26 protein-coding genes and 2 pseudogenes are annotated in these 26900 nt (G+C 70.3%); 15 read left to right on the forward strand and 13 right to left on the reverse strand.

Annotated elements, in window-relative coordinates:
• Window positions 1-141 precede the first annotated feature (141 nt).
• Window positions 142-456: an Rv3235 family protein gene (locus LJB74_RS20790; RefSeq protein WP_396125215.1), complete on the forward strand. Its 315-nt coding sequence runs from the start codon at window positions 142-144 to the stop codon at window positions 454-456.
• Between the two features lie 68 nt (window positions 457-524).
• On the opposite strand, the pseudogene secA reads toward LJB74_RS20790, so the two are convergent.
• From secA to mtrA, 9 genes and pseudogenes are all read right to left on the reverse strand, one after another.
• Window positions 525-3303 (reverse strand): annotated as a pseudogene (gene secA, locus LJB74_RS04320) (preprotein translocase subunit SecA).
• Between the two features lie 141 nt (window positions 3304-3444).
• Window positions 3445-3981 (reverse strand): DNA glycosylase AlkZ-like family protein, encoded by a 537-nt coding sequence (locus LJB74_RS20575; protein ID WP_310650807.1) that lies wholly within the window; start codon window positions 3979-3981, stop codon window positions 3445-3447.
• 32 nt (window positions 3982-4013) lie between these two features.
• Window positions 4014-4769: pseudogene (locus LJB74_RS20580) on the reverse strand (DNA glycosylase AlkZ-like family protein); the annotation flags it as partial.
• A 121-nt stretch (window positions 4770-4890) separates the two neighbouring features.
• Window positions 4891-5511: a ribosome hibernation-promoting factor, HPF/YfiA family gene (hpf, locus tag LJB74_RS04330; protein WP_259307368.1), complete on the reverse strand. Its 621-nt coding sequence runs from the start codon at window positions 5509-5511 to the stop codon at window positions 4891-4893.
• A gap of 75 nt (window positions 5512-5586) precedes the next feature.
• Window positions 5587-6348: a ComF family protein gene (locus LJB74_RS04335; protein ID WP_259307369.1), complete on the reverse strand. Its 762-nt coding sequence runs from the start codon at window positions 6346-6348 to the stop codon at window positions 5587-5589.
• A 418-nt stretch (window positions 6349-6766) separates the two neighbouring features.
• Complete coding sequence (locus LJB74_RS04340; RefSeq protein WP_259307370.1) at window positions 6767-8479, reverse strand: LpqB family beta-propeller domain-containing protein; 1713 nt, start codon at window positions 8477-8479, stop codon at window positions 6767-6769.
• Entirely contained in the window at window positions 8476-9489 is a 1014-nt protein-coding gene (gene mtrB, locus LJB74_RS04345; RefSeq protein WP_259307371.1) for an MtrAB system histidine kinase MtrB, read from the reverse strand. Before mtrB ends, LJB74_RS04340 begins: the two co-directional genes overlap by 4 nt.
• Window positions 9486-10181 (reverse strand): hypothetical protein, encoded by a 696-nt coding sequence (locus LJB74_RS04350; RefSeq protein WP_259307372.1) that lies wholly within the window; start codon window positions 10179-10181, stop codon window positions 9486-9488. The genes mtrB and LJB74_RS04350 overlap by 4 nt, the downstream gene beginning before the upstream one ends.
• Before the next feature lie 22 nt (window positions 10182-10203).
• Window positions 10204-10887 carry an MtrAB system response regulator MtrA gene (gene mtrA / locus LJB74_RS04355; protein ID WP_259307373.1) on the reverse strand — a complete coding sequence of 228 codons (684 nt, stop codon included), beginning with the start codon at window positions 10885-10887 and terminating at the stop codon, window positions 10204-10206.
• 220 nt (window positions 10888-11107) lie between these two features.
• Between mtrA and LJB74_RS04360 the strand changes: the two genes are divergently transcribed.
• The 5 genes from LJB74_RS04360 to LJB74_RS04380 all read left to right on the forward strand — a co-directional run bounded on the left by LJB74_RS04360 (window position 11108) and on the right by LJB74_RS04380 (window position 16670).
• A complete protein-coding gene (locus LJB74_RS04360; RefSeq protein WP_259307374.1) occupies window positions 11108-12313 on the forward strand; it encodes a hypothetical protein in 1206 nt (401 codons plus the stop codon).
• 8 nt (window positions 12314-12321) lie between these two features.
• Window positions 12322-13041 (forward strand): DUF4129 domain-containing protein, encoded by a 720-nt coding sequence (locus LJB74_RS04365; RefSeq protein ID WP_259307375.1) that lies wholly within the window; start codon window positions 12322-12324, stop codon window positions 13039-13041.
• The gene (locus LJB74_RS04370) at window positions 13038-14306 is read left to right on the forward strand and encodes a DUF4350 domain-containing protein (protein ID WP_259307376.1); all 1269 of its coding nucleotides are present in this window, start codon (window positions 13038-13040) and stop codon (window positions 14304-14306) included. The genes LJB74_RS04365 and LJB74_RS04370 overlap by 4 nt, the downstream gene beginning before the upstream one ends.
• Before the next feature lie 65 nt (window positions 14307-14371).
• The gene (locus tag LJB74_RS04375; RefSeq protein WP_396125216.1) at window positions 14372-15313 is read left to right on the forward strand and encodes an AAA family ATPase; all 942 of its coding nucleotides are present in this window, start codon (window positions 14372-14374) and stop codon (window positions 15311-15313) included.
• 64 nt (window positions 15314-15377) lie between these two features.
• Window positions 15378-16670 carry a DUF58 domain-containing protein gene (locus LJB74_RS04380; RefSeq protein WP_259307378.1) on the forward strand — a complete coding sequence of 431 codons (1293 nt, stop codon included), beginning with the start codon at window positions 15378-15380 and terminating at the stop codon, window positions 16668-16670.
• A 44-nt stretch (window positions 16671-16714) separates the two neighbouring features.
• Here LJB74_RS04380 and LJB74_RS04385 read toward each other — a convergent pair whose 3' ends face one another.
• Complete coding sequence (locus LJB74_RS04385) at window positions 16715-17704, reverse strand: stage II sporulation protein M (RefSeq protein ID WP_259307379.1); 990 nt, start codon at window positions 17702-17704, stop codon at window positions 16715-16717.
• Between the two features lie 132 nt (window positions 17705-17836).
• Here LJB74_RS04385 and LJB74_RS04390 point away from each other — a divergent pair, with 132 nt between their 5' ends.
• From LJB74_RS04390 to LJB74_RS04430, 9 genes are all read left to right on the forward strand, one after another.
• On the forward strand, window positions 17837-18745 hold the full coding sequence (locus LJB74_RS04390; protein ID WP_259307380.1) for a tyrosine-type recombinase/integrase: 909 nt from the start codon (window positions 17837-17839) through the stop codon (window positions 18743-18745).
• 254 nt (window positions 18746-18999) lie between these two features.
• The gene (locus tag LJB74_RS04395) at window positions 19000-19308 is read left to right on the forward strand and encodes a hypothetical protein (protein ID WP_259307381.1); all 309 of its coding nucleotides are present in this window, start codon (window positions 19000-19002) and stop codon (window positions 19306-19308) included.
• A gap of 125 nt (window positions 19309-19433) precedes the next feature.
• Window positions 19434-19625, forward strand: coding sequence for a hypothetical protein (locus LJB74_RS04400; protein WP_259307382.1), 192 nt, complete (start codon window positions 19434-19436; stop codon window positions 19623-19625).
• On the forward strand, window positions 19622-20899 hold the full coding sequence (locus LJB74_RS04405) for a DUF3631 domain-containing protein (RefSeq protein WP_259307383.1): 1278 nt from the start codon (window positions 19622-19624) through the stop codon (window positions 20897-20899). The genes LJB74_RS04400 and LJB74_RS04405 overlap by 4 nt, the downstream gene beginning before the upstream one ends.
• Entirely contained in the window at window positions 20896-21156 is a 261-nt protein-coding gene (locus LJB74_RS04410; RefSeq protein ID WP_259307384.1) for a WhiB family transcriptional regulator, read from the forward strand. The genes LJB74_RS04405 and LJB74_RS04410 overlap by 4 nt, the downstream gene beginning before the upstream one ends.
• A 214-nt stretch (window positions 21157-21370) precedes the next feature.
• Window positions 21371-21625, forward strand: coding sequence for a hypothetical protein (locus tag LJB74_RS04415; RefSeq protein ID WP_259307385.1), 255 nt, complete (start codon window positions 21371-21373; stop codon window positions 21623-21625).
• Between the two features lie 2 nt (window positions 21626-21627).
• Entirely contained in the window at window positions 21628-22386 is a 759-nt protein-coding gene (locus LJB74_RS04420) for a hypothetical protein (RefSeq protein ID WP_259307386.1), read from the forward strand.
• A gap of 250 nt (window positions 22387-22636) precedes the next feature.
• The gene (locus tag LJB74_RS04425; RefSeq protein ID WP_259307387.1) at window positions 22637-25366 is read left to right on the forward strand and encodes a phage tail tape measure protein; all 2730 of its coding nucleotides are present in this window, start codon (window positions 22637-22639) and stop codon (window positions 25364-25366) included.
• The gene (locus LJB74_RS04430; RefSeq protein WP_259307388.1) at window positions 25363-25701 is read left to right on the forward strand and encodes a hypothetical protein; all 339 of its coding nucleotides are present in this window, start codon (window positions 25363-25365) and stop codon (window positions 25699-25701) included. The genes LJB74_RS04425 and LJB74_RS04430 overlap by 4 nt, the downstream gene beginning before the upstream one ends.
• Window positions 25702-25903: 202 nt before the next feature.
• Here the strand turns inward: LJB74_RS04430 and LJB74_RS04435 are convergent, their stop codons facing one another.
• From LJB74_RS04435 to LJB74_RS04445, 3 genes are all read right to left on the reverse strand, one after another.
• Entirely contained in the window at window positions 25904-26098 is a 195-nt protein-coding gene (locus tag LJB74_RS04435) for a hypothetical protein (protein ID WP_259307389.1), read from the reverse strand.
• A gap of 119 nt (window positions 26099-26217) precedes the next feature.
• The gene (locus LJB74_RS04440; RefSeq protein ID WP_259307390.1) at window positions 26218-26391 is read right to left on the reverse strand and encodes a hypothetical protein; all 174 of its coding nucleotides are present in this window, start codon (window positions 26389-26391) and stop codon (window positions 26218-26220) included.
• Window positions 26391-26780, reverse strand: coding sequence for a hypothetical protein (locus tag LJB74_RS04445; protein ID WP_259307391.1), 390 nt, complete (start codon window positions 26778-26780; stop codon window positions 26391-26393). The genes LJB74_RS04440 and LJB74_RS04445 overlap by 1 nt, the downstream gene beginning before the upstream one ends.
• Window positions 26781-26900 lie beyond the last annotated feature (120 nt).

Here is a 26900-nt window from a genome sequence, read left to right on the forward strand (position 1 = left end):
GCGCCCCGCCACGAGTCACCCGCCGCGCTCGTCCGGGCCACCACCACCACGCCCGTGCCGGTCGGTCGTCCCGGCGGAGAGCGCCCCTCACGCGCCGCTCCGCACTCCGGAGCGCTCGGCGGCGATCAGCCGCCGGAAGCGATGACCGCCTGCTGCGCCCTCGCCCAGGCCGCCGTCGAGGTGATCCGTGGTGCACGTCCTCTCGGGCAGCTCGTGCGCTGGCTCACGCCTGCGGTGTACGACGCCGTCGGACGTCGTGCAGCGCTCGCGTCGTCAGTCCGCGGCACCCAGCCCGGGATCCGCACGACGATCCGCCGCGTGCGACTGTGCCGGTTCGGCACCGACGCCGTCGAGGCGGCCGTGGTCGTCGACGACGGACCTCAGGTCCGCGCGGTCGCCCTGCGCATGGAGCTGCACCGTGGCGCGTGGCGGGCTGTGGCCCTGGAGATCGGCTGACCAGTCCTCCGGCTGTCCAGCCCCCCGACCGCCCAGCCTTCCGACCGCCCAGCCTTCCGGCTGACCGGTCAGCGCTGCTTGTGCTGCGCCTTCGAGGCCCGACGACGTTCCTGGCGGTTCCCACCCTGGGCGGCGGGCGCGGTCGGCGTCTCGCCGTTCGCGCCGTCGGCCGACCGCGTCTCCACGGTGCCGCCGTCCTCGCTCGGCGCCGAGTACTGGAGCGGGACGCGCTTCTCGGGCCCGTCGATCCCCTTGGCCACCAGTCGACCTGCTGCTCCGAGTGCCGCCTGAGCGGCAGCGGCCTCGGGGCTCGGAGCTCCTTCGGTGCCGTCCTCCGGTGTCGGCTCCGCGACCTGCACCTCGAGGTTGAACAGGTACCCGACCGACTCCTCCTTGATGGCGTCGGTCATCGCGGAGAACAGCTGGAAACCCTCGCGCTGGTACTCGACGAGAGGGTCGCGCTGCGCCATCGCGCGCAGACCGATGCCTTCCTTGAGGTAGTCCATCTCGTACAGGTGCTCGCGCCACTTCCGGTCGAGCACCGAGAGCACGACGCGTCGCTCGAGCTGTCGCAGGTTCTCGGAACCGAGCAGCTCCTCGCGCGCCGCGTAGGCGAGCCGGGCGTCGCTCAGCACCTCGGCGAGGATCAGCTCTGACGTCACCCGTGCTTCGCCACCGGCTTGCTCGATGACCTCGTCGGTCGAGATCGACACCGGGTAGACGGCCCGCAAGGCCGTCCACAGCCCGTCGAGGTCCCACTGCTCGGAGGTGCCTTCCGAGGTCGCCCCAGTGACGTAGGCCGTGAGCACGTCCTCGATGAAGTGCTGGATCTGGTCCTCGAGGTCCTCCCCCCTCGAGGACGCGCCGACGCTCGTCGTAGATGACCTCGCGCTGGCGGGACAGGACGTCGTCGTACTTCAGGACGTTCTTGCGGATCTCGAAGTTCCGCGACTCGACCTGCGACTGTGCGCTCGCGATGCCGCGCGTCACGATCTTCGACTCGAGCGGCATGTCGTCCGGGAACCCGGCCCGCGTCATCATCGACTCGGCGAGGCCGGAGTTGAACAACCGCATGAGGTCGTCCTGGAGCGACAGGTAGAACCGCGACTCGCCGGGGTCGCCCTGGCGACCGGAGCGTCCACGGAGCTGGTTGTCGATCCGACGCGACTCGTGCCGTTCCGTCCCGAGCACGTACAGACCGCCGAGCTCGACCACCTCGTCGTGCTCCGCCGCCACCGCCTCGGTGGCCTTCGCCAGCGCGGCGGGCCAGGCGGCCTCGTACTCATCCGGGTTCTCAGCCGGGTCGAGGCCACGCTGCGCGAGCTCGGTCACAGCCATGAACTCGGCGTTGCCGCCGAGCATGATGTCCGTCCCACGACCGGCCATGTTGGTCGCGACCGTGACGGCACCCTTGCGACCGGCCTGCGCGACGATCGACGCCTCACGGGCGTGCTGCTTGGCGTTGAGCACCTCGTGCGGGACGCCCTGCTTCTTCAGCTTGCTCGACAGCAGCTCGCTCTTCTCGACGCTGACCGTCCCGACGAGGACGGGCTGGCCGAGGGCGTGCCGCTCGACGATGTCGGCGACCACCGCGTCGAACTTGCCTTCTTCGTTCTTGTAGACGAAGTCACCCTGGTCGATGCGGCGCATCGGCTTGTTCGTCGGGATCGGCACGACACCGAGCGAGTAGGTTCCCTGGAACTCGGCGGCCTCGGTCTCGGCCGTGCCGGTCATGCCGGAGAGCTTGGTGTAGAGGCGGAAGTAGTTCTGGAGCGTGATCGTGGCGAGAGTCTGGTTCTCGGCCTTGATGTTCACGCCTTCCTTGGCCTCGATCGCCTGGTGCATGCCCTCGTTGTACCGGCGACCGGCAAGGATGCGACCGGTGTGCTCGTCGACGATCAGGACCTCGCCGTTCATGACGACATAGTCCTTGTCGCGCTTGAAGAGCTCCTTGGCCTTGATCGCGTTGTTGAGGAACCCGATCAGTGGCGTGTTGAGGGACTCGTACAGGTTGTCGATGCCGAGGTAGTCCTCGATGCGCGCGATTCCCGGCTCGAGCACGCCGACGGTGCGCTTGGACTCGTCCACCTCGTAGTCGACCTCGGGCGTCAGCCGCCGGACGACCTTGGCGAACTCCGCGTACCACCGGTTCGCATCACCCGAGGCCGGGCCTGAGATGATGAGCGGCGTCCGCGCCTCGTCGATCAGGATCGAGTCGACCTCGTCGACGATCGCGTAGTTGTGGCCGCGCTGCACCAGCTCGCTCGTCGTCCACGCCATGTTGTCGCGCAGGTAGTCGAACCCGAACTCGTTGTTCGTCCCGTAGGTGATGTCGGCGGCGTACTGCACCCGCCGCTGCTCGGGCGTCTGGTCGGAGAGGATCACCCCGGTCGACAGCCCGAGGAACCGGAACACCCGGCCCATCAGGTCCGCCTGGTAGCTCGCGAGGTAGTCGTTGACCGTCACGACGTGGACCCCGTTGCCGGCGAGTGCGTTCAGGTAAGCCGGGAGAGTCGCAACGAGCGTCTTGCCCTCGCCCGTCTTCATCTCGGCGATGTTCCCGAGGTGGAGCGCGGCGCCGCCCATGAGCTGGACGTCGAAGTGCCGCTGGCCGAGCGTCCGCTTCGCGGCCTCCCGCACGGTCGCGAACGCCTCCGGGAGGAGGTCGTCGAGCGACTCCCCGTCGGCGAGGCGTGCCTTGAACCGGTCCGTCTCCTCGCGGAGCTCGACGTCCGACAGGCTCGAGAAGCTGTCCTCGAGCGCGTTGATCTGCAGCGCGATGCCGTGCAGCTTCCGGACGATCCGGCCCTCGCCGAAGCGCAGGACCTTCTCGAGGATCGCAACCACGCGTGACTCCCGACTTGTCGACGCCGCACGGCCGGACGGACCGCAGCGGGGTGTTGGTCGAGGCTGCCGATCAGGCGAGCCCCGCAGCCCATCGTAGGCGAGGCACGGGCCGCCGTGGCGCGTCCCGTGCACCGCCTCCGTTCAGGTCGCCGACAACGCGCCTGCGAGCGAGGTGGCGAGCCCACCCCGCGCAGGCCGACCGTCACCGTCGAGCGCCACCACCTCGTCGAGCCCGAGCCATCCCGCGAGTCGACGCAGCTCCGCGGCAAGCGCCACCGGGGTCTCGTCCGCTGCGCCGTCCTCGGCATGGGCCGCCACGACCAGGAGCCGGCCGGTCCGTCTGTCGGCCTTGAGGTCGACGCGTGCCGGCAGCTGCTCGCCGTGGAGGAACGGGAGCACGTAGTAGCCGTGCACGCGCTGCGGGGCGGGGACGTAGATCTCGATCCGGTAGTGCATCCCGAACAGCTCGAGGAGCCGACGCCGTTCGAAGACGAGGGGGTCGAACGGGCTGACGAGGGTGCTCGCGGTCGCGCGCCTCGGCAGGGTCGCCTCTGCGTGCAGGTACGCCGACCGGTTCCACCCCGCGACCCGGACCTGCCGGAGCGTCCCCGCCTCGACGAGCTCGGAGATCGCCTGCCTGGCGGGCTCCCCTTGATCCGGAAGTAGTCCCGCAGGCACGTCTCGGTCCCGATCCCGTGCGCTCGGGCGGAGATCTCCAGGAGCTCGCGCACCGCATCCTTTTCGGGAACCTCCGGAAGGTCGAGGACCTCGCGCGGCAGCACCCGCTCGATGAGGTCGTACCGTCGCTCGAAGGATGCGGTGCGCCCGCTCGACCCGACCTCGCCCGTGAAGAACAGCAGCTCGAGCGCACGCTTGGCCACCGTCCAGTTCCAGCCCCACTCACCGCGGGTCCGCGGGTGCTCGGACTCGAAGAGGGCATGGACCTCGCTCGCGGTCATCGGCCCCCGTGCGGCCAGCAGGTCGCGGACCTCCTGCACGACGCCGGGGTGCTGGCGCGCGACGCCGCTGATCGCCCCCCACGCCTCGGTCGCGAGTTGACGCTGCCGCCAGGCGAGGAGGCGGTACGTCCGCGGTGGGACGAACGAGGCCTCGTGGGCCCAGTACTCGACGAGTCGCCGCGGGGAGGTCCCCGATGCACGGTCCAGCAGACCCGTGTCGTACGGCCCCAGACGGGAGTACAGGGGCATCAGGTGCGCACGCGCCAGGACGTTCACGGAGTCGATCTGGATGAGGCCGACACGATCGACGACCTGCTGGAGGTGGCGCATCGTCGGGACCCGCAGCTGACCTGCGACGTCGGCACGCGGGGTGTCGAGACCCTGGGCACGCAGGGCGATCCGACGCGCCTGCGTGAGGGACAGGTCCGCGGACGGACGGGTCGAGGCACGTGAGAGTGATCCGGGCACCGCACCATCCTGCCGGTGACGTCCGACACGCACGGACATCGGGTCCGGCACCCGCCCAGCACCCACCTGGCACCCACCCAGCACAGCCAAGGGCCCGGAGCGGCTGCTGCCGCTCCGGGCCCCGCTGGCGTGCTGTCGTCCTCGCGCGGCGCCGCTGGCCTCAGCCGGTCACGGCACGGATCGCGACCGGCGAGTCGAGCTTGATGACCCCGTAGTTCCAGCCGTGACGCCGGTAGGCGACGGACGGCTGGGCCGTCTCGACGTCGACGAAGAGGAAGAAGTCGTGACCGACGAGCTCCATCTCGTACAGGGCGTCGTCGACCGTCATGGGGTGGGCCGCGTGAACCTTCTGCCGGATCACGACAGGAGAGTCGCCCAACGTCGTCTCGGCCACGTCGCCGAGTGCGGCGGGCGCCGGGGGTTCCTCGGCCGGAGCCGGGGGTCGGACGTCGACGGGGGTGAGAGGCGTGTGCTGGCGGTGGTCCTTCCTCCTGTCACGCGAGCGGCGCAGGCGCTCCTGCAGCTTCGCGATCGCGAGGTCGAGGGCGCCGTACCGGTCATCGGCGCTCGCCTCGGCACGGATCACCGGGCCCTTGTCCACGACGGTGATCTCGACCCGCTCGGCGATGCCCGCTTGGCGCGGGTTGCGCTCATGGCTCACCTCGACGTCGATCCGCTGCGCGGACGGAGCGAGCTGCTCGATCTTGGCCAGCTTCTCCTTGACGTGATCGCGGAACTTCTCGGGGACCTCGGTGTGTCGGCCAGCGACGACGATCTCCATGTGAGCCTCCAGATGGGCCTCAGACCGGGGGACGATCCACCCGGCCACCTGTGCGGAACGCCCCGTAGGGCAGGTTCAGGCACCACCTCCTTCGGCACCGACGGGAGACGGGAGAGCGCCATCGGACGCCCGTTCCCCGGGGGGTCTGGCCCCACCGTAACCCCGCAACTCGTGGGATGTCAGCACGATGGTCCCGACTTCATCCGCATGTCCTGGACGGCCCGCGTGCGACGGCTGAGCCGTGCGTGCACCACCGCGCGGTGAGGGCGTCGCGGCGAGCACGACGGCACCGACGACGACCGCTCCGACCCCCTCCAGCGCTCGGGCGCACGCGGCGAGAGTCGCCCCCGTCGTGACCACGTCGTCGACGAGCAGGACACGGTCACCGGTGCCGACCACCGGAGCCGGTCCGCGTCCACGACCGCCTCCACGACGCCGCACCCGGACCGCGCCGGCGAGGTTCCGCCCGCGGGCGCGAGTACCGAGCCCCACCTGATCCGTCGTCCCTCGACGCCGCTGCAACGCCGGGACGGCCCGTACGGCGAGACCGAGCTCCGTCGCGGTCGCCGCGACGACCCCGGCCAACCCGGCGACGAGGTCGTCACCCCGACGGCGCCGCGCGGCAGGCGACGACGGCACCGGGACCGCGACGAGCCGGCGTGGGCTGCCGTCCACCGCCCAGGCGCCGACGGCGAGCTCGGCAACGGCTCCGGAGAGCGCACCGTGCAACCTGCCCGTGAGATCGGCACGCCCCTTGTCCTTCCAGGCGACGACGGTCCCACGAACCGGCCCGACGTAGGACGCCGCTGCCCAGATCGGCGCCGGCTCACCCGTCATCCGGTCCCACCGCGGCGCACCGGCCTCGCAGCGCATCACCGGTCCGGACCACGCGGAGGCGCACGCGGCGCAGAGCACCACGTCGCGTGAACCGCAACCGGCACACTCGACGGGCAGGACGAGGCGCGCCAGGCACCGCGCCGCGCCCACGACCGCCGACCGGGCGCGGCTGACTGCCCCGGTCCTCCGCTCAGCTCGCCGTCGCATCGCCGCAGTCTGCCGACCGTCGGCGCGGCCCCGCACCCCCGCGTCGTCAAGTGGAGCGGCGACGCCGCCCTCGACCGGACGACCACCCCGCGACACCCGCGACACCGCGCCATGCGTTCGAGCCGAGCCGTTCGATCCGAGCCGTTCGATCCGAGCCGTTCGATCCGAGCCAATCGATCCGAGCCGTTCGAGCCACCCGGCCGGACGACGGTCAGCCCGGGTACACGGGCACGCTGATGCCGTCGATGACCTTCCGCCAGCTCAGGCCCTGGAGCGAGAAGACCGATCCGTCAGCCGTCCTGGCGTAGATCGACCGCTCCCCCTTGCCCGCGGACAGCGACGTGACACCGTCGAGCACCGGGAGCATCCGCGTCGGACCACCGATCGGCACGATGCCGACCGTGGAGGACGTCGAACCCGTGACCCTCCCGAGCACCGCCAGCGTCTGCTCGTCGACCCAGACCACGGAGCTCGCGCTGACCAGCGCCGCGCCGACGCGCAGCGGCGCATCGAGCCTGACGGGACGGCCCGACCCGTCGCGCACGACGGCCGCCAGGTCCACGGCGACACCGTTCTGCCCGGTCGAGACCACCGCGATCCGCGCACCGTCGTGCGAGACGCGGATCGACTCGACGGCGCGGTCCTCGAGCCAGTCGGCGGTGACCGTCGCAGGGGTGCCGTCTGCGAGGACCGCGAGCACCGGTGACCCCACCGTCGCCGAGCCGGTCCAGATCCAGCCGAAGCGGTCGACAGACGGGGCAAGGAGACGGATGCCCGTGAGTAGCGTCACCGCGCCCTTCTCGGCCGTCGGCGCGAGAACCAGCCGGTTCGAGCCCGAGAGCAGCGCGATGAGCTTCCCGTCGTCGCTCTGCGCGACGCCGCGGGCGTCGAGACCGGCGAGCGACCCGACACCCTTGACCGGCTCGGTCTGCGTCCCGCTGAGCGTCACCAGCTGATCGCCCTGGATCGCGATCGGCGGCGTACCCGGAGGCGGGTCGACGGTGAGACTCGCCTCGGCTACCGACTGCATCGGGACGCCGGCCACCGAGAGCTGGATCGAGCGGACGCCGGGCAACCGCATGAGCGTCTGGTCGAGCTGTGTGCGCATGAGTCGCCGTTGACCGGCATCGGCGGTGAGCACCGGCCCGGACACGTCGACGAGCGCCGTGCCGTCGTTGTCGACCGTGACACCGTTGACCGTCTGCGTCACGCCGTCCGGGAACGCGGTGTCCACGGCATCCCGCAGGAGCTGCGACGGTCCGGTCAGCAGGGCGTTGACCGCCGCCGTCACGGCGTTGCGCACCGGGAACCACCGGATCTCCGGGACCAGGAACGTGTGGTCCTTGCTGAGGAAGTAGATCGGGGTCGACCGGTAGACCGACACGAAGTTCGGCTCGGACACCAGCACGCCGTCAGGAAGGCCGGAGATCCGCCACTGGCCGTGGGAGTCCTTCTGGAGGTCGAACGTCCCCTCCCACTTGGCCCCCGGCGCGGCCTCGGAGTACTGGCCGTTGGCGTCGACCGTCGCCTCCCACGGATACGTCAGGCTGACCTCCGACTCCGTCGGCGTCGAGATCTGCGGCGTTCCCCTCGACGAGTACACGACGACCTGCTGGTGGGGGTCCCACGACGACTGCGCGCTCCCGGTGAGGTACTCGCGCGCGACGGCGAAGTTGTCGGTGTTGCCCGCCGCCTCCGCCTGCAGGAAGCCGCGCACGATCTCCTCCGGGTTGGCGTCCGTCGGTGGGCCGTAGGCCAGGAGGACGACTGGACCCGGCTCGCTCACGGCGCCGTCCCCGGTGCCGACGGGACCCGCGGTCGGGATGCCGTCGCACGCTGCGAGCGCACCCGTCACGGCGAGGAGCGCCACCGCGAGCAGCGCACGCCGCGGCCTGCGGGCACGGATCGAACCGGCGTGGGTCATCGCAGCTCCAGCTGGTCCAGGTCGGGGAGCGCAGCCGGGTCCACGACGGACTGCGGCGACGCCGTCCAGCGGGGCGTCGGTGCCGGCGGCGGAGGTGGCGGCTCGAGCGGGAGCGGCGACGAGACGAGGGCGATCCCTGCCCGCCTCGGGACGGTGAGCCGGAAGGACGCCCCGCGCCCGGGAAGGCCCCACGCCTCGAGCCAGCCACCGTGCAGCCGGGCGTCCTCGAGCGAGATCGCCAGGCCCAGACCCGTCCCGCCGGTGGTGCGCGCACGGGCCGGGTCGGCACGCCAGAACCTGTCGAACACGTGGGTCGCCTCCTCCGGGGTCATCCCGACGCCGTTGTCGCGCACCGTGACCGCGACGGCCCGGCCGTCGCTCGCCGTCTCGACCTCGACCGTCGAGCCCTCGGCGTGCTCGATCGCGTTGACGAGCAGGTTCCGCAGGATCCGCTCGACCCGCCTCGGGTCGATGTCCGCGCGACAGCCGACCTCGGGAAGCGTGACCCGGACCCAGGTCGCCCGTCGCTCGGCGAGCGGCATGGCATGCTCGACCGCCGCGAGCACGACGTCGCACATGTCACGGTCCTCGGCGTCGAGCACCGCTGCGCCCGCGTCGAAGCGGCTGATCTCGAGCAGGTCCGCGAGCAGGTCCTCGAACCGGTCCAGCTGCGTCGCGAGCAGCTCGGCGGACCGCTTGGCCGCGGGCTCGAAGTCGTCTCGCGCCGCGTGCAGCACCTCGCCCGCCATCCGGATCGTCGTCAGCGGGGTACGGAGCTCGTGCGACACGTCCGAGACGAAGCGCCGCTGGAGGGTCGACAGCTCCTCGAGCTGGGCGATCTGGATCTGGAGGCTGCCCGCCATCTCGTTGAACGAGCGGGCGAGGGTCGCCATCTCGTCCTGGCCGCGCACCTTCATGCGCTCGGTGAGATGCCCGTCGGCGAGCCGCTCGGCGACGCGGGCGGCGATCCGGACGGGCCGCACCGCCTGGCGGGTCACCAGGAAGGTCATCCCCCGAGGAGCAGCACGAGCGTCACACCCGCAAGGAGCAGGACCCGCTGCAGGAACTCCAGGCTCTGCTGCTCGGGCTCGAGGTTGTAGAGGAAGTACAGCTCGTAGGTGCCGGCCACCGGGACGTTCACGGTCGACCCGACGATCACCGCGGGCTGCAGCTCCGTGACACCGGACGCCACCCGGACGGGCTCCGCGACCGACTGCCACCGCTGCCCCTTCCCCAGCGCGGTCGCGGTGCGGAGCTCGGGGCTGATCAGCGGGACGAGGTCCGAGGCGGACACGACCGTGTTCACCACGATCGGCGCGTGGTTCCCCGGCGACGGCAGCAGGAACACCTCACGGTCGCCCGAGCCGCCCGACTGCAGCGCCCGCGCCATGTCGTTGAGGAGCTCCTGGACGTCGGGCTCGGTGCCGGCGGTCGACGAGTCGAAGGTCCGCTGCGCCTGCTGCGTGCTCCGGGCGCTCTCCCCCAGGATCTGGGTGACCCGCTGGTCGAAGATCCCGCTGCGGATCCGGTCCGACAGGAACGCACCGAGAGCGATGAGGACGATCAGGCCGATCGCGAGCGTCGACGTGATGACGCGCAGCTGGAGCGACGCCCGCCAGCGCATCGTCAACGTCCGGGTCCAGCGCCACACACGCACCTGGACGCGTCGCCATGCCCGCGCGGCGGGCCCCCTGGTGGCCACCGCTACCGCTCGTTCGCGGGCGTCACGGCGAGGCCACACCCGCCTTGTACCCGACGCCGCGGACCGTCACCACGATCTCGGGCTGCTCGGGGTCGGCCTCGATCTTGGAACGGAGCCGCTGGACGTGGACGTTGACCAGCCGCGTGTCCGCCGCGTGCCGGTAGCCCCAGACCTTCTCGAGCAGCACCTCGCGGGTGAACACCTGCCATGGCTTGCGGGCGAGCGCGACCAGGAGGTCGAACTCGAGCGGGGTGAGCGAGATCGGCACCCCCGCGCGCGCGACCCGGTGACCGGTGACGTCGATCGTCAGGTCACCGATCGTGAGGTGCTCGGGCGCGGGCTCGTCGCTCCGTCGCAGACGGGCCCGGACCCGCGCGATGAGCTCCTTGGGCTTGAACGGCTTCGAGATGTAGTCGTCCGCGCCGGACTCGAGGCCGAGGACCACGTCGATCGTGTCGCTTTTCGCGGTGAGCATGACGATCGGCACACCGGACTCGGCACGGATCAGCCGGCACACCTCGTTCCCGTCCTTGCCCGGGAGCATGAGGTCGAGCAGCACGAGATCGGGCTGGGCCTGACGGAACGCGGCCAGCGCACCGTCGCCGTCCGCGCAGAACGACGGCTCGAACCCCTCGGACCTCAGCACGATGCCGATCATCTCGGCGAGCGCCGTGTCATCGTCGACCACCAGCACGCGACCCTTCATGCCCCCATGGTGTCACCACCACCAGGGTGCTGTGCCCGACATGGCCGTGCCGCATGTCTCGACCGCCTCGATCGACCCCGGAGCGTCGTCCCGGGACCGTCGACGGGCCCGCGGTTCTGCATCCTCGGGCAACATGGTCGTGGCACGATGATCGCGCCGCGAGCGACGGCGTCCGCACGGACGCCGCACCGACAGGTCGACCAGCAGGGAGCCGTTCACGATGACGACGCCGACCCCGGACCCCACCGGAGGACCGTCCTGGACGGCGCCCGGCGCAGATCCCGACCCGACGCGCGCACCCGCACCGGGGTGGGGCGTGCCGCCCGGGCAGCCCGGGTACCCGCAGCCACCGGCTCCTCCCGCCGGGCCGGTGCCCGGCCTCGTGCCCGGGTACGGGCAGCAGCTCCCACCCGTGCCTCCCGGGCAGACCCCGTACCCGCAGACCGGTGGCCCCTACCCGGCGGGACCGGGCTGGAACCAGTGGACGCCACCGGCCGTCCAGCCCGGCATCGTCCCGCTCCGTCCGCTGACACTGATGGAGATCCTCGACGGCTCGTTCCGCGCGATCCGCTCGAACCCGGCGGTGATGTTCGGGCTCAGCGCCGTCGTCGTGGTCGTCGTGATCGCGGTGAGCACGGTGCTCGGCACGTACGTCTCCGACCTCCTCTCCGCATCGTTCTCGACCTTCGCCGGAGAGCTCGACGCGGCATCTGCCCAGAGCTTCCAGTCGTCGATCGCGACCTCGATGAGCTCGCTCGTCACGAGCGTCGCCATGATGCTCGCCGGCCCGGTGCTCACCGGGCTCCTCATCACCTCCGTGAGCCGGTCGGTGATCGGCCAGAGGCTCTCGATGAGCGAGGCCTGGCGGCTCACGAAGGGCCGGCGGGCGCGGCTGCTCGGTTTCGCGCTGGCGATCGCCGGTGCCGAGCTCGTCGTCCTCGCCGCGCTGACCGCGCTCGTGGTCCTCGTCGCGCGCACCGGGTCGACCGCCGCAGCGGTCCTGCTGGGGTTCGCGAGCCTGGTGGGCTACGTCGTCCTGATCACGTGGGTGAGCGTGCGCACCTTGCTCGTCCCCGCGTCGCTCGTGCTCGAGGGGACGAGGTTCCGGCAAGGGATCGTCCGCGGGTGGAAGCTGACGTACGGGAGCTTCTGGCGGCTCTTCGGGATCTACCTGCTGACCGTCCTCATGCTCGGCGTGCTGACCAGCATCCTCCAGGTCCCTGCGAGCATCCTGGCGTCGTTCCTCATGACGATGCCCAACATGTCCACCGTCTCCCTGATCGTGACCGCGGTGTCGATGGCGATCACCGAGACCGTCACGGTCGCGTACCTCTCGTCGGTCGTCGCCCTGCTCTACGTCGACCTGCGGATCCGACGTGAGGGGCTCGACGTCGAGCTCGCCCGCGCTGCCGGCGAGGCCGCCTGAAGGTGAAGGTGCTGGCGTCGTCTCTCGGGCTCGGTGCGGCGGGCGTGCTCGTCGGTGCGTCGTCGCCGACGCTCCGTCTCCTGATGGGCGACGTCCCCGTGACCCCGGATGCGGAGACGGCCCGGCGCTGGGCGGAACGTGAGCTGGCCGACCCGATCTACCACCCGGCGTTCAACCTCCTCGGCTGGATCATGGAGAAGCTCAACGAGCTCCTGCGTGGGCTGAACGACGCGGCGCAGAGCGTGACGTGGGTCCAGGTCGTCGCGACGATCCTCGCGGTGGTGCTCGTCGTCGTGGCGCTGTACGTCGCGGGCCCCGTGAGGTTGCGCCGGGCCGCCGGGCGCAGCGGCTCGCACGTCGTGCTCGGCACGGACGCACGATCGGCGCGTGAGCTCCGGGACGCGGCCGCTCGCGCGGCGGAGGTCGGCGACCTCGACGCGGCCGTCCTCAACGGCTACCGGGCGATCGTGCGCTCCCTCGAGGAACGCGCCGTGCTCGCCGAGCGACCCGGCAGGACCGCGCACGAGGCCTCCGTCGAGGCCGCAGCCCGGTTCCCGGCCCTCGCCGAGCGGCTCCACCGTGCAGGGCGCCTCTTCGACGACGTCTGCTACGGGCACGCGCCCGCCGTCCGGAGCGACCACGACGAGCTGCGGGCCCTCGACGGCGACATCGAGCGCGCACGACCCGAGGCCGCTACGCCTGTCCACGCCCTGGTGGCACCCCGATGACGCCGCACCCCGCCGTCGGGCGGACCACCGGGCCGACCGACGTGGCGACGACCGGGACGACGACCTCGTCGGCCCCACCCGCCCCGCCCGCCGGTGCCGTCGTCGGCGACGGTTCGACCGCGAGCGCCACGACACGCGCCCGATGGCGACGCCACCGCACGACCGTCGTCATCATCACCCTCCTCGTCGTCGTCGCGGCCCTCGCCGTCCTTCCCCGGCCGCGCACGTCCGGGATCCCGATGGCCCCGGACAACCCCTCGGCGGCAGGGGGCCGCGCAGTGGCGCAGATCCTGGCGGACCGCGGCGTCAGGGTCGAGTACGTGCGGACCACGTCCGCCGCTGTCGCCCGCGCGACGGCCGGGACGACGCTCCTCGTGACCAGCACCGACCTGCTCGACACGACGCAGGTCGCCGCCCTCGGCCGGACGGCGGCCGACCTCGTCCTCGTCGACCCGTCCGCGCCTGCCCTGGCAGCCCTGAGCGACGGCCGCGCCGACCGCTACGGGGCCCGGCTGGCGACGGGCACGGCCGTCGCGGCCGACTGCAGCGACCCCGACGCGCAGGCCGCCGGCCGGATCACGGTGGACGCCACCGGTCTCCTGCTGGTCGACGGCAGCGGTGTCGTGTGCTTCCCCGGCGGCGATCCCGGCACCGGCGCGTACCTGGTCCTCACCGGATCCCGTCGGCTCACGGCGATCGCCTCCGCCGAGCCGCTGTCCAACGACGCGCTGACCCGGGACGGCAACGCCGCGCTCGCGCTGCGGATGCTCGGCCGGCACGACACCCTGGTCTGGTACGTCCCGTCGCCGCAGGACCTCGGCACCGATCAGGTCCCGACGCCCGGGATCGGCGACCTGCTCCCCTCGCAGGCGGGCCTCGTCGGGGTGCAGCTCCTTCTCGTCGCCCTGGTCGCCGCCCTGTGGCGAGGACGACGCCTCGGACGCCTCGTGACCGAGCCGCTGCCCGTCGTCGTGCGCAGCTCTGAGACCGTCCGCGGACGCGGACGGCTGTACCGACGCTCGCGCTCCTACGGGCATGCCGCAGCCGCGCTGCGTGCCGGCGCGGCCCACCGGTGCGCGACGCGCGTCGGGCTCGCCCGGTCGGCCGACGCGGCCACGGTCATCGACGCCGTGGCGCACGCGACGAGTCGGCCGTCCGACGAGGTCGCCGCGCTCCTGTACGGGCCACCACCGACCGACGACGCCGGGCTGACACAGCTCGCCCGGCGGCTTGACGACCTGGAGAGCGAGGTTCACCGCACGTGAGCACAGCAACCGAAGGAACCCCCGTCCCGCACCCCGAGCCGGCGGGCTTCACCCCGTCGCCGGCGCTGCGCGACGCCCTTGCCGCGGTACGGCACGAGGTCGGCAAGGCGGTCGTCGGGCAGGACGCCGCCGTCACCGGGCTGATCATCGCGCTGCTCTGCCGCGGCCACGTCCTGCTCGAGGGGGTGCCGGGCGTCGCGAAGACCCTGCTGGTGCGCGCGCTGTCCGCCTCCCTCGCCCTGGACACGAAGCGCGTCCAGTTCACCCCCGACCTCATGCCCGGTGACGTCACCGGGTCGCTCGTCTACGACGCGCGGACCGCCGAGTTCTCGTTCCGCGAAGGACCGGTCTTCACCAACCTGCTCCTGGCCGACGAGATCAACCGGACCCCGCCCAAGACCCAGGCGTCGCTGCTCGAGGCGATGGAGGAGCGGCAGGTCTCGGTCGACGGGGATCCTCGACCGCTGCCGGACCCCTTCCTCGTGATCGCGACGCAGAACCCGGTCGAGTACGAGGGCACGTATCCGCTTCCCGAGGCCCAGCTGGACCGGTTCCTCCTCAAGCTCACGCTGCCGCTCCCCGAGCGGCACCAGGAGATCGAGGTGCTGCACCGGCACGCGTCGGGGTTCGACCCGCGTCACCTCGCGGCGGCCGGTCTCCGCGCCGTCGCCGACGAGGGCGTCCTGGCGCAGGCACGTGCCGAGGTCGCCCAGGTGCAGGTCGCCCCCGAGGTGCTCGGGTACACCGTCGATCTCTGCCGGGCGACCCGCGTGGCGCCGTCGCTGTCACTCGGGGTCTCGCCACGCGGGGCGACCGCGCTGCTGGCGACCTCCCGCGCCTGGGCCTGGCTGTCCGGCCGACCGTACGTGACCCCGGACGACGTGAAGGCCCTCGTCCAGCCGACCCTGCGGCACCGGGTCCAGCTGCGCGCCGAGGCCGAGCTCGAGGGTGTGACGGTCGAGGGTGTCCTCGAGACGGTGCTCGCGTCCGTCCCGGTCCCCCGCTGATCGCGCACCGCACCGCTGTCGCGCCGCACCGCCCCTGCTCCAGCTGACGGGAAGGACCACTGACATGGCGATCACCTGGCGCGCCGTCGTCCTCGCCGCCCTGGGCGTCGTCCTGGTCGCCGTGCTGCCTGCCGCCGGCACCGTCGTGGCCTGGGCTCTCGTGGTCGTGCTCCTGTGCGGTCTCGACGTCGCTCTGGCCGCGTCGCCACGGTCGGTCGGCGTCGCCCGCGCGGTGCCGCCGTCGGTCCGGCTCACCGAGACCGTGACGTCGGTGCTGACCGTCACCAACCTCGACCGCCGCCGGTGGCGGGGCCTCGTCCGCGACGCCTGGCAGCCGTCCGCGGGCGCGCGCCAGGACCGGTTCGCGGTGGACCTGCCACCCGGTGAGGCCCGCCGCCTGAGCACCGTGCTGGTCCCCGTCCGGCGAGGTGACCGACTCGCCGACCGGGTCACGCTGCGCACCGTCGGACCGCTGGGGCTCGCCGGTCGACAGCTCTCGATCGACGTCCCCGCGCGCCTGCGCGTGCTGCCGGAGTTCGCCTCACGTCGCCATCTCCCGAGCAGGCTCGCACGGCTCCGCGAGCTGGACGGGCGCTCGGCGGTTCAGGTGCGCGGACCCGGGACCGAGTTCGACTCGCTGCGCGAGTACGTGATCGGCGACGACGTCCGGTCGATCGACTGGCGCGCGAGTGCCCGACGATCCGACGTCGTCGTGCGGACCTGGCGCCCCGAGCGTGACCGCCGCGTGCTGATCGTGATCGACACCTCCCGGACGTCGGCGGCCCGCGTGCTCGACGCGCCCCGGCTGGACGCCTCGATCGAGGCCGCTCTGCTGCTCGCCGCCCTCGCGTCCCGGGCGGGCGACCGCGTCGAGCTGGTCGCCTACGACCGCACCGTCCGCGCGCGGGTGGCCGGTGCGACCGGTCCACGACTCATGCCTGCCATCGCCGACGCCCTCGCCCAGGTGGACCCGGTCCTCGTCGAGGCCGACTGGCCCGGCCTGGTGACCGTCGTGCGCGAACGGCTCTCGCAGCGCGCGCTCGTCGTGCTGCTCTCGGCCCTCGAGCCCGCCTCCGTCGAGCAGGGGCTCCTCACCGTCATCGACCAGCTCACGCGGCTCCACCAGGTCGTGCTCGCGTCGGTGCGGGACCCCGAGGTCGATGCCCTCCGGCGCGACCACAGCGACGCGGACGCGGTGTTCGACGCGGCGGCGGCCGACCGGGTCGAGATCGAGCGGCAGGCCGTCGCCGGCCGTCTGCGTGACCGTGGCGTCGAGGTCGTCGACGCCCTTCCGGCCGATCTCGCCCCCCAGGTGGCGGACACCTACCTGACGCTCAAGGCCGCCGGGCGCCTCTGAGGAGCGATCGACGGCGGCTCGACGGCGCGTCGACGGCGGACAGGTCAGCCGACGACCGGCAGCACGTCCCCCGCACGGTCGCGTTCGAGGTCGCCGGTCTCCCCGTGCGCGACCGCACGCCGTCCGAGGACGATCGTGTAGACCCACAGGGCCGCGAGCGCGACGCTGCCGACCGAGATCTTGAGCCACCACGGCAGGCCCGAACCCGTCACGAAGCCCTCGATCAGCCCCGAGACGGCGAGCGTCCCCGTGAGGCCGATCGCCACCGTGACGAGCGCGCGGCCCTCCTCGGCGAGCGCCTGGCCGCGGGTGCGCGGACCCGGGTCGATCGCGGTCCAGAACAGCCGCAGGCCGGCCGCACCGGCGATGAAGATCGACATCAGCTCGAGCTGACCGTGCGGCGCGATCAGCTGGAAGAACAGACCGAGCTGACCGTGGGTCGCCATGACGGCGCCCGTCGCGCCGACCATCACCGAGTTCTGGACCAGCACCATGACAGGCCAGACACCGCTGATGCCGAGCCCGATGCACTGCGTGGCGATCCACGCGTTGTTGGTCCACACGACACCGGCGAACCCGGCACCAGGGTGGTAGTACTCCGCGAACGCCTGGTCGACATACTGCTGCTGCTCGCTCGGCGTCCCCATCACCGCGAGCGCGTGCGGGTGCGTCGCGACGTACACGCCGACCACGACCGCGAGCCCGACCCCGAGGACCGTCACCGCGAGCGACCACCACCTCAGCCGATACAGCGCCGCCGGCAACGACACCGTCGCGAACCGCGCGACGTCGCGCACGGACGGCTCGTGGGCACCGGCGATCCGCGAGCGCGCCCGCGCGAGGACCTGCGAGAGCTGTGTGATCACGGCGGGGTCCGGGGCCGAGGACCGGATGGCCGACAGGTCGGTCGCCGCCGACTGGTAGAGGCCGACGAGCTCGTCGGCCTCCGCCCCCGTGAGCCGACGCTGACGCCCGAGCGCGTCCAAGCGCTCCCACTGCGGGGTCTTCACCGCCGCGAAGGCGTCCAGGTCCACGACCGTTACCTTGCTACCGGCGTAGTGTTCACTCTCGACATACCCCCAGGTCAGACCGCTGTATCGTGTGCGTGCGTCGTCAGACTAGCACCGTACAGCGCTCCGTGTACAGATAACTGGTACGATCTTCTTGTGCCGCCACCGAGCCCGACCCCCGACCTGCGCGACCTGCTGCCGTCATGGGTCCTCTCGATGCGTGCTGAGCGCAAGTCTCCCGCGACGATCGAGCAGTACACGCGCGGCGTGCGGATGTACCTCGACTACTGCGCCGACGTCGGATGCCCGGCCGTGCTGACCAAGGCGAACGCGCAAGGATTCATGGCCCATCTGCTCGACGAGGGCCGTGAGGCGACCACCGTCCGCGCGCGCCAGCTCGCCCTACAGCGGTTCGCCGCGTACCTGCTCGACGAGGGCGAGATCCCGGCCGACCCGCTCGCGGGCCTACGCGCCCCGAAGATCGACACGAAGATCGTCCAGCCGCTGACCGAGCCACAGCTCCGTGATTTGCTCGCAGCGTGCAAGGGATCGACGTTCGCCGACCTCCGCGACCAGGCGCTCGTGCGGTTCATGGTTGAGACCGGCGCGCGCGCGGGTGAGGTCGTGGCGATCGAGCTCGCAGACGTCGACCTCCTGGCGGGCATGGCGGTCATCCGGCGAGGCAAGGGCGGCAAGGGCAGGGTCGTCCCGTTCGGCCCACAGACGGCCCGCGCGCTCGACAAGTACATCCGCAAGGCCAGACGCTCCCACCCGCTCGCCGACACCCCCGCGCTGTGGCTCGGCGGGCAGTCCAAGACGTTCGGGTACGACGCTCTGTTCAAGGGCCTGCGCGCACGTGCCGCCGCCGCCGGCATCACCGGATTCCACCCCCACCTGCTGCGCCATACGGCCGCGCATCGCTGGCTCGCCGCGGGGGGATCCGAAGGCGGACTCATGGCAGTCGCCGGGTGGTCCAAGCCGGACATGCTCATGCGGTACTCGCGTGCCCGTGCATCCGAACGCGCCGCAACCGAGGCGCGCGACCTGAACCTCGGAGACATCTAGCGCTGTACGTTGCACGAACTACAGCGGTGTGATTAGATGGCCCTGTCGAAAGAACATCGACGTACTCTGCGGCATGCAGTGGGGATCGGGCGCAAGGCCATCACCCTCGGTGCAGTCGCAGGGCCCCGTTTGAGGACTGGCGCAAGGCCACTGTCCGAGGGGCGGTGGAGAGCGCAAGGCCCACGCCGAGCAACATGTGAACCCAGATGGTTCATGTGTGCTCGGTGTTCGTGTTTCCGAACAGGAGCACGGAAATGGCCTTGCAGACCGAACGGTCCCTCACCGCGCAGATCGCTGCCCATGAGTCCTGGGCCCGCACACCCGACCGCACCGCGCGTACGGCAAATGCCCGCGCCGCGCTCATGGAGCGCTTCGAGCGCGAGGTCGACCCGGACAACACCCTCCCGCCACACGAGCGGGCCACGCGTGCCGAGAACGCACGCAAGGCGTACTTCCTCCGACTCTCGCTCAAGAGCGCCCGCGCTCGCCGCGCTCGCGCCGTAGTCGCCGAGGGCGAAGCCGCCGAGTCCGAACTCGACGCACTGGGCGGCGGTGCCGCGTGACCGCCCCCAACGAACGAGAAAGCCGCCCTGGCGGGGGCGGCTCCTCAGATCGGTCGTCTAGCCCGATTGTACTCCGTGACGCTATCTCTGGGCTCGCCGATGAGCTGGGATGGTATGAGGCCGGCGTGCTCCACGGCATCGCAATGGGCCGCCAGCAGGTCGAGGACGAGTGGCACACGGTCCGCGCCGACGGTGGCCGGGTGGCTCGGATGCTCGCCGCGAGCCCGTCCTACGCCGAGCTGTGCGAACGCCGAGGCGAGCCCGAACGCGCCGAACGTCAGCGCCGGATCCTCGCCGAACGCGGGGTGACCCGATGAGCGTTGACCCGTACACCGACCTGCCCTTCAACTTCTACGAGCCTGACGACGTCGTCGGTTCCGTCGGTCCCGTCGGTTCCGTCGGTTTGATCCCGAGGGGTATCGCCGTCGGTTCAACCGGTTCCGTCAGTCCCGTCGGTTACAGGGGAGAGGTACTGGACCGGGTGCGGACGTGGCTCGCGCGGTTCATCTTGACCGTTCACGACTCCGACCTTGACCTGCTCGCCCTGTGGGCCGCACACACACACCTGTGCGTCGAGACGTACACCACGCCGCGTCTTGTGATCGACTCGCCGATCCACGGAGCGGGCAAGACAACGGTCATGGAGCACCTACAGCGGCTCTGCCTGCGCCCGGTACAGGCGGCGTCGCTGTCGAGCCCGGCGATGCTCGCACGTCTGCTCGACGTCGAGCTGCGAACCATCCTGATCGACGAGGTCGACCGCAACCTCAACCCGAAGCGCGAAGGCGTCGAGGACCTGATCGCTGTCCTGAACGCCGGATACAAGCGCGGCGGGACACGGCCTGTCCTGGTCCCCACCAAGGACGGCTGGAACGTCCGGGAGATGCCCACTTTTGCCCCTGTGGCGATGGCGGGCAACGCACCACACCTACCCGACGACACACGGTCGCGCACGATCCGCGTGCTACTGCTGCCCGATCTTGAGGGTCGCGTCGAGTCGTCCGACTGGGAAGAGATCGAGATCGACGCCGCGGATCTTGGTGAGGCGCTGGCCCAGTGGGCCGACGAAGTTCGCGACACGGTCCGAACGGTCCGCCCTGTCCTTCCCGAGGGCTGCACGGGCCGCTCAAAGGAGCGCTGGTCACCTATCCGCCGAGTCGCCGAAGCCGCCGGAGGTCACTGGCCCTCGATTGCTGACGACCTGATCCGGCGAGACCTGATCGAGGCACAGATGGATCGGGAGGACGGCATGGTCAGCACCCCGCCGGCAGTCACGTTGCTGCGCGACATCCACGAGCTGTGGCCCGGAGACGATGACTTCACCCCGACGTCGTGGCTCGTCTCCGAACTCATCCTGCACAACCCGAGAACGTGGGGACCGGACTCGGCCTACGGCAAGGCGCTGACGTTCCAGCGACTCGGCCGGATGCTCGCTCAGGGGTTCAAGGTCAACTCTTCACGGCAGGGCGACGGACCGCGCGGCTACTACCGCCAGTCGCTCGCGCCGGTATGGCGCCGGATGGGTATGGCCCCCGGTATCGAACCGACGGAACCGACGGAACCTGTCAGACCGACGGGCGAGAACCGATGACGGCCACGCGGGCGGACCTGCTCGCGCACCTTGAGGTCCTAGCCGATAGCGGTCACCCAGCCGTCTGTCGCACGCACACGCGCGACTGGTGGACCAGTGACGACCTCAGCGACCAGCAGCGTGCAGCCGTCGAGTGCCTGCTCTGCCCGGCGCTCGCACCGTGCCGCGACTACGGGCTTTCCAACCCGAAGGAATGGGGCACGTACGGCGGCCTCACGACTCCCGAGCGGACTACGGCGAAGGGCGGCCGACCGTGACCACCACGACGCCCGTACGTCTGCGCACCAGCGGAGCGTCAACCGACTTTGTTGCGTTCGTCGGTGCCGACGAGGTCCGCGTCCGATTCACACAATCCGGCACCCGCGACCAATGGCGCTGCGACGCGTGCGGTCGACACCGGTTCAGCACATGCCCGCACGAGGTGGCCGCGCGCGATGCGTGGCGTGACCTCACCAACGAAGGGAACCCGTCATGACCAACCAACTCACGCAGGCCGACGTCGACCGGCTGTATGCCGAGCGGAGGTACGAGGAGATCGAAGACGCCCGCGTGGCCGGACGTCTGAACGTCCTGCTCGGCGGTGAGGCGCCCATCGACCCGGACCAGACCATCACCGACGCCGACATCACCCGCCTGTACTCCCAGCGTCGCTACGACGAGATCGAGGAGCTGCGCCAGACCGGGCGGCTCGACCACCTGCTGAACCCCACCACCGAGGAGAACTAACCATGCTCAACACCCAGACCATCAATGCCCTGCGCGGCGCGTGCGACGAGTTCAACGTCCCCGTCCCGGCCGTCGTGCTCGAGGCCGACGCGTTGAACGACGCGGCCGTGAACCTGCTCAACTCGATCCGCACCGAGACCGCGCCCGACCTGTCCGGGCTCACAGTCAAGAACCTCAAGGCCACCCACGAGCAGATCGTCGCCCAGGGATCCCACGACGCACGCGAACAGGCCGCCGCCGTCATCGTCCAGCAGGCCGCATCCCGACTCACGGACGCCTGGCACCAGTCCACCACGGCCCTCATGGCGGCATTCCGTGAGCCGTTCGACCGCGCCGCCGAGATCTTCACCACGAACCTCCGCGTCCTCGGCGGGAACGTCGACGCCGTCCGTGCCATCGACGACTCACAGCACGGCGAGTATCGGGCGCTCATGTCGGCGGCCGCTGACCTCGCGACCCTCGGCAGGCTCAGGGACGGGCTCGCCTCGGCGCATCTCGCCGACGTCGGAAACCCGAAGATCGAACGCCTCGGACGCGTGCTGACGCTGCCTGACCTCGACGTCGCTACCCGCAAGATCCCCGCCAAGGTCGAAGGACTCGGACGGTTCGAGCCGAAGTGGTGGGCCGCACTCGCCGGCATCGACGGCGTCGTCATCAAGTGGCACACGCCCGCCGAGCAGCAGACACACCAGCAGCTCGCCCGCGTGAACGCCGACCACCACGCGTACTCGGCCACCGTGGCACCTGGCGGCAGAAGGTAAAGGCGAAGGTCAAGGGCGGGTCAAGCGGTAGGGGGGTAACCCCCTTGCCGCCCCCGTCCGACCCCGCCGGGGAGGGCGGCGCTAGGTGCGGAGGGTTCAAAGTTTCCGGAACACCACCAAAGCAAGGTCAATTCTTTACCTTCGCGCCTCGGGTGCGACGGCGACACAGACAATCTAGGAGCTGGTACGTATGGCAGATCGGTCGATTGCGGTCCGTTTGAGGGCCGAGGTCAGCAACTTCAAGACGGAGATGGCAGCGGCGGCGAAGGCTGCTGAGGCTGTCGGGACGAAGTCTGAGGCGGCCGGCAAGCAGGCCGACACCGCGTTCTCGAAGATGGCACAGTCGGCTCGGACCAACAAGGACGAGTGGACAAAGGTCGGCACAACTCTGCTGGCCGTCGGTGCTGTCGTTGCAGCCGGCATCGGCGTGGCCGTCAAGTCGTTCGCCGACTTCTCGGCCGAGATGGCGCAGGTTCGCACCCTGGCGCACGCGTCGGCTGCGGACATGAACCTGCTGACGGATGCGGCGAAGTCGGCCGGCACGGCGTACGGGTACTCGGCGACGCAGGTGGCTCAGGCCGAGACCGAGTTGGTCAAGGCTGGCATGTCGGTCAAGGACATCCTTGGCGGTTCGCTTGATGGTGCGCTGACGATCGCTGCGGCGGGTCAGATGGATGTCGCAGACGCCACGACGATTGCCGTCTCCGCAATGACCCAATACAACCTCAAGGCGTCGGACACGGCGCATGTCGCTGACGTCCTGGCTGCTGGTGCCGACAAGTCCCTGGCGTCGATCTCGAGCCTCGGCGAGGGCATGAAGTACGTCGGCCCCGTCGCCGCGCAGATGGGTGTGAGCGTCGATCAGACGGTTGGCGTCCTGTCGATGTTCTCCCAGTCCGGTATCGACGCGACCATGGCTGGTACCGGGCTGCGCGGCGTCCTGATGTCGATGACGGCGCCGTCCGCCCTGGCGTCGAAGGCAATGGAGCAGTACGGCATCAACGTATTCGACGCTCAAGGCAAGTTCATCGGCCTGTCAGGTCTGGCGGGCGAGTTGCACGACAAGCTCGGGAACCTCGACGAGGCGACCCGGTCGGCGGCGCTCGGTCAGATCTTCGGCAACCGGCAGATCACTGCGGCGCGGATCCTGTACGCCGGCGGTTCGCAGGCCGTGGACCAGTGGACGAACTCGGTGAACGACGCCGGGTTTGCGTCTCAGCAGGCGTCGGGGAAGCTCGACAGCCTCTCAGGTGACGCACAGAAGATGGGCACCGCGTTCCAGACGTCGCTTGTCGACAACGGCAGCGCGGCGAACGGTGTTCTACGTTCCATGACGCAGGAGGTCACGTCAGTCCTCGAGGCGTACAACAAGATGTCTCCGGCGACCCAGGGGACGGTGCTGGCGACCGGCGCCCTGGTCTCCGTGGTCGCCCTGGCATCTGGCGGGTTCCTGGTCCTGGCGCCTCGTGTTGTTGAGACTCGGGCTGCGCTAGCAACCCTGCGGACCGACATGCCGAAGACTTCGGCCGCGCTGGGTGGTGTCGCCAAGGTCGCTGGCAGGATCTCGATCGCCCTCGCTGCTGCTGCTGTGGCTGGTGCCGCACTGGACAAGGCGATGACGAAGGACGTCACGGTCTCGCAGTACACGAAGGCGCTCTTGGACCTGAATGGCGCCATGAAGCCCGGATCCGACTCGATCCTCAAGGACTTCGGCGCCGAGCTGAGGTCACTTGCCGACCCGTCGCTGTCCTACCGGATCGGTGACGTCGTCTCGAACATCGGCAAACTGTGGGGCGGACCGACCAACACCGAGTTCAACGTGCAGCGCTTCCACGACCTCGGTACGGCGCTCGCGGACCTCTACGCGTCGAACCCGTCGCTTGCCGCGTCGAAGTTCGCCGAGGTCATGCGGATCACGGGTGGCACCACTGACGAGCTGCTGAAGTTGATGCCGGCGTACCGCGACGCACTGCAAGGCGTGGCGAACGAGAGCAAGATCGCGGCCTCGAGTCAGACGGACGTGTCAGCGGCATACAAGACGACTACTGGGTCGGTGGACGACCAGATCAAGTCGCTCGGTGACCTGATCTCGGCTCAGGCGGACGCGGCGGGCGTGGTTCTGTCCGAGCGTGACGCCCAGCGCGGCCTACAGCAGTCGATCGCCGACGCCACGGATTCCCTGAAGAAGAACGGCAAGACTCTGGACGACACGACGCAGAAGGGTCGCGATAACCAGGCGGCCTTGGATGCGATCGCGAAATCCGGATGGGATCTCGTCAAGGCTATGCAGGCGAACGGATCCTCTCAGACGGACATTCAGGCGCAGATGGGCGCCAGTCGCGATGCGTTCATCAATGCGGCCGAGTCAATGGGCATGGGAACCGATGCCGCGAAGGCTCTAGCCGATCAGCTCGATCTGATTCCTACTGCGGTCCCGACGAAGATTCAGGTCGATTCGAAGAACGCAATGGACCAGATAAGCGCCGTCCTCGACCTGCTCGACAAGGCCGGAAAGCCTGCCGTTGTCACCGCTGAGACGGTGGGATTCGATTCGGCGCTGAAATACCTGACGGCGATGCAGACGGCCATCAATGGCATCAACGGGTCGAAGGTCCGGATCGCGATGGGTGCGGGCGGTTCGGGTGGGACGACGTTCGCCGATGGTGGGTTCACGGGCATGGGTGGCAAGTATGAGCCGGCGGGGATCGTGCACCGTGGCGAGTACGTCATCAAGGCCGAGCAGGTGCCCCGGATCGGTCTTGCGCGCCTCGACTCGCTCAACATGCGCGGGTACGCATCTGGCGGTCTCGTGGGCGGGTCGGCACCTGCTGGGCCGTCCTCGGTGTCGCTCGCGGGCGCTACGGTCGTCGTGCGGGTCGGTGAGCGCGAGTTCACCGGGTACGTCGCCGAGGTCGCCGACAACCGGATCGGTCAAGCCCAGAACCGACGCACGGTCGCGATAAGGAGTGGTGCGCGATGACCTTCGACCCGTACGTCGACCTACCGGCAGACGACCCGCTCGCGGACGTCATTCGGCGGGTCGCGATCCTCACCGAGGCTGGTGCGGTCGTCAGCTTCTACACCGGGCCACTTGATCCGGGGGTGCTCGGCTACCTCGGCCAGGAGGTCCCGGACGGGCCGATGGTCGTCAACTGGGATCCGACCAAGACACCGGAGCAACAGCTCAAGTGCCTCGATGACGCGTTCGAAGTCATCTTCGGCGGGCTCGAGGTCGACTGGACTTTCGAAGATGTCCCGTACGGCGACACCGGAGCACTCATGACGGTTCGCAAGCACGAGATGCGGGCCGAGTAGCAGCGCACGGGTGTGGCGACGGCGCACGCAGGGGGGCAACGCGCCGTCGCCACGCGCGAGAGGCTACACGCTGACCGCATCCAGCGGGCCATGATCGCCGCCGAACTGGCGACGCTCACCAACGACCATCGACCTTCTCCATCTGGAGAAGGTGCGCCGACTCGCGCCAACGTCCAGGCGCTCATGCAGGAGGGGCGATCGACTAGCGGCTCAGGAAGATGGCCCGTTGGATGAGCCCGGTGCAGATCAGCATGACACCGCTGATGGCTAGGGCCGCCGTGAAGAACCCGGGCGACGAGAGCACCGCAATGAATCCCAGCAGCGCCACGATCCCTCCGGCGTAGAGAGCCCCGTAAGGCGCGTCGAGTCTTGTCGGCTTGGCCTTCGGTTCCGTCATCTCCCCAGTGAACCACCGAGAGCGCACGCCGATCCGTCTAGCCACGACCTAGGGCAAACACAGCGCCGCCCCGGACCCATCCGGGCCAGGGGCGGCGCTCGTGCGTTCAGGGGTACCTGTCAGGCTGAGGGCGCGGGATCAAGGATCAGGCCTTCCGTCGCCTCGGCCACCTCGGCCTCGGATACCCCCGAGCGGACGAGAATGAGGTCGAGGGCTCGCACGACCGCCACCGCAACCGATAAATCCTCGACCTCAGCAACCTTCCACCCCATCTCTCGCAGCATCTCAAGCATCACGCACCGCCCTCGGGCGAAAGGACCCGCTCAGCGACCCTCACGAGATCGTCGGGGACAAGGTTGGGTCGGACGAGGACGACTCCGACGGATCGCACGACCGACGCCATGGCCCGCAGGTCGGCGACCTCGATCACGGTCCAGCCCAGGGAGCGGACGACGTCGAGCGGGTCGAGATCCCCGCGGACGGGCCTGGCCGCGTTCAAGTGCTCCCGGTAGTCGTCGTTCACGTCACGAATCGGCGCGTGAGGCGTGGTGGCGCGGCAGGTCGCGCACCTCAGGCGGCGCTCACCGGCCCCACCGACGTAACTCCGCTTGACGGTGCGAACCGTCCCGCACTCGCAGCACAGGGCGTCGATGACGGTTCCGGGTTCGGCTGTGGTGCTCATGGTGCTGGTCCTCTCGGTGGTGAAGCCGCGTTTCGTGGCAAGGATATTTGCCCCTACAGCGCTCCGACCCGACCTGCGAGGAGACACACTATGCACAGCGCATAGGCGGTCATAGACGAC

This window comes from Cellulomonas sp. P24 (assembly GCF_024704385.1).
Lineage (GTDB): Bacteria > Actinomycetota > Actinomycetes > Actinomycetales > Cellulomonadaceae > JAJDFX01.

Coding starts and splice junctions, on each gene's coding strand:
- LJB74_RS04425 (WP_259307387.1), top strand. CDS start 22,637: ATGGCAGCGGCGGCGAAGGCTGCTGAGGCTGTCGGGACGAAGTCTGAG.
- LJB74_RS04410 (WP_259307384.1), top strand. CDS start 20,896: ATGACGGCCACGCGGGCGGACCTGCTCGCGCACCTTGAGGTCCTAGCC.
- LJB74_RS04405 (WP_259307383.1), top strand. CDS start 19,622: ATGAGCGTTGACCCGTACACCGACCTGCCCTTCAACTTCTACGAGCCT.
- LJB74_RS04380 (WP_259307378.1), top strand. CDS start 15,378: ATGGCGATCACCTGGCGCGCCGTCGTCCTCGCCGCCCTGGGCGTCGTC.
- LJB74_RS04435 (WP_259307389.1), bottom strand. CDS start 26,098: ATGACGGAACCGAAGGCCAAGCCGACAAGACTCGACGCGCCTTACGGG.
- LJB74_RS04440 (WP_259307390.1), bottom strand. CDS start 26,391: ATGCTTGAGATGCTGCGAGAGATGGGGTGGAAGGTTGCTGAGGTCGAG.
- LJB74_RS04360 (WP_259307374.1), top strand. CDS start 11,108: ATGACGACGCCGACCCCGGACCCCACCGGAGGACCGTCCTGGACGGCG.
- mtrA (WP_259307373.1), bottom strand. CDS start 10,887: ATGAAGGGTCGCGTGCTGGTGGTCGACGATGACACGGCGCTCGCCGAG.
- LJB74_RS04335 (WP_259307369.1), bottom strand. CDS start 6,348: ATGACGGGTGAGCCGGCGCCGATCTGGGCAGCGGCGTCCTACGTCGGG.
- LJB74_RS04420 (WP_259307386.1), top strand. CDS start 21,628: ATGCTCAACACCCAGACCATCAATGCCCTGCGCGGCGCGTGCGACGAG.
- mtrB (WP_259307371.1), bottom strand. CDS start 9,489: ATGACCTTCCTGGTGACCCGCCAGGCGGTGCGGCCCGTCCGGATCGCC.
- LJB74_RS20790 (WP_396125215.1), top strand. CDS start 142: ATGACCGCCTGCTGCGCCCTCGCCCAGGCCGCCGTCGAGGTGATCCGT.
- LJB74_RS04430 (WP_259307388.1), top strand. CDS start 25,363: ATGACCTTCGACCCGTACGTCGACCTACCGGCAGACGACCCGCTCGCG.
- hpf (WP_259307368.1), bottom strand. CDS start 5,511: ATGGAGATCGTCGTCGCTGGCCGACACACCGAGGTCCCCGAGAAGTTC.
- LJB74_RS04340 (WP_259307370.1), bottom strand. CDS start 8,479: ATGACCCACGCCGGTTCGATCCGTGCCCGCAGGCCGCGGCGTGCGCTG.
- LJB74_RS04395 (WP_259307381.1), top strand. CDS start 19,000: ATGGCCTTGCAGACCGAACGGTCCCTCACCGCGCAGATCGCTGCCCAT.
- LJB74_RS04415 (WP_259307385.1), top strand. CDS start 21,371: ATGACCAACCAACTCACGCAGGCCGACGTCGACCGGCTGTATGCCGAG.
- LJB74_RS04370 (WP_259307376.1), top strand. CDS start 13,038: ATGACGCCGCACCCCGCCGTCGGGCGGACCACCGGGCCGACCGACGTG.
- LJB74_RS04445 (WP_259307391.1), bottom strand. CDS start 26,780: ATGAGCACCACAGCCGAACCCGGAACCGTCATCGACGCCCTGTGCTGC.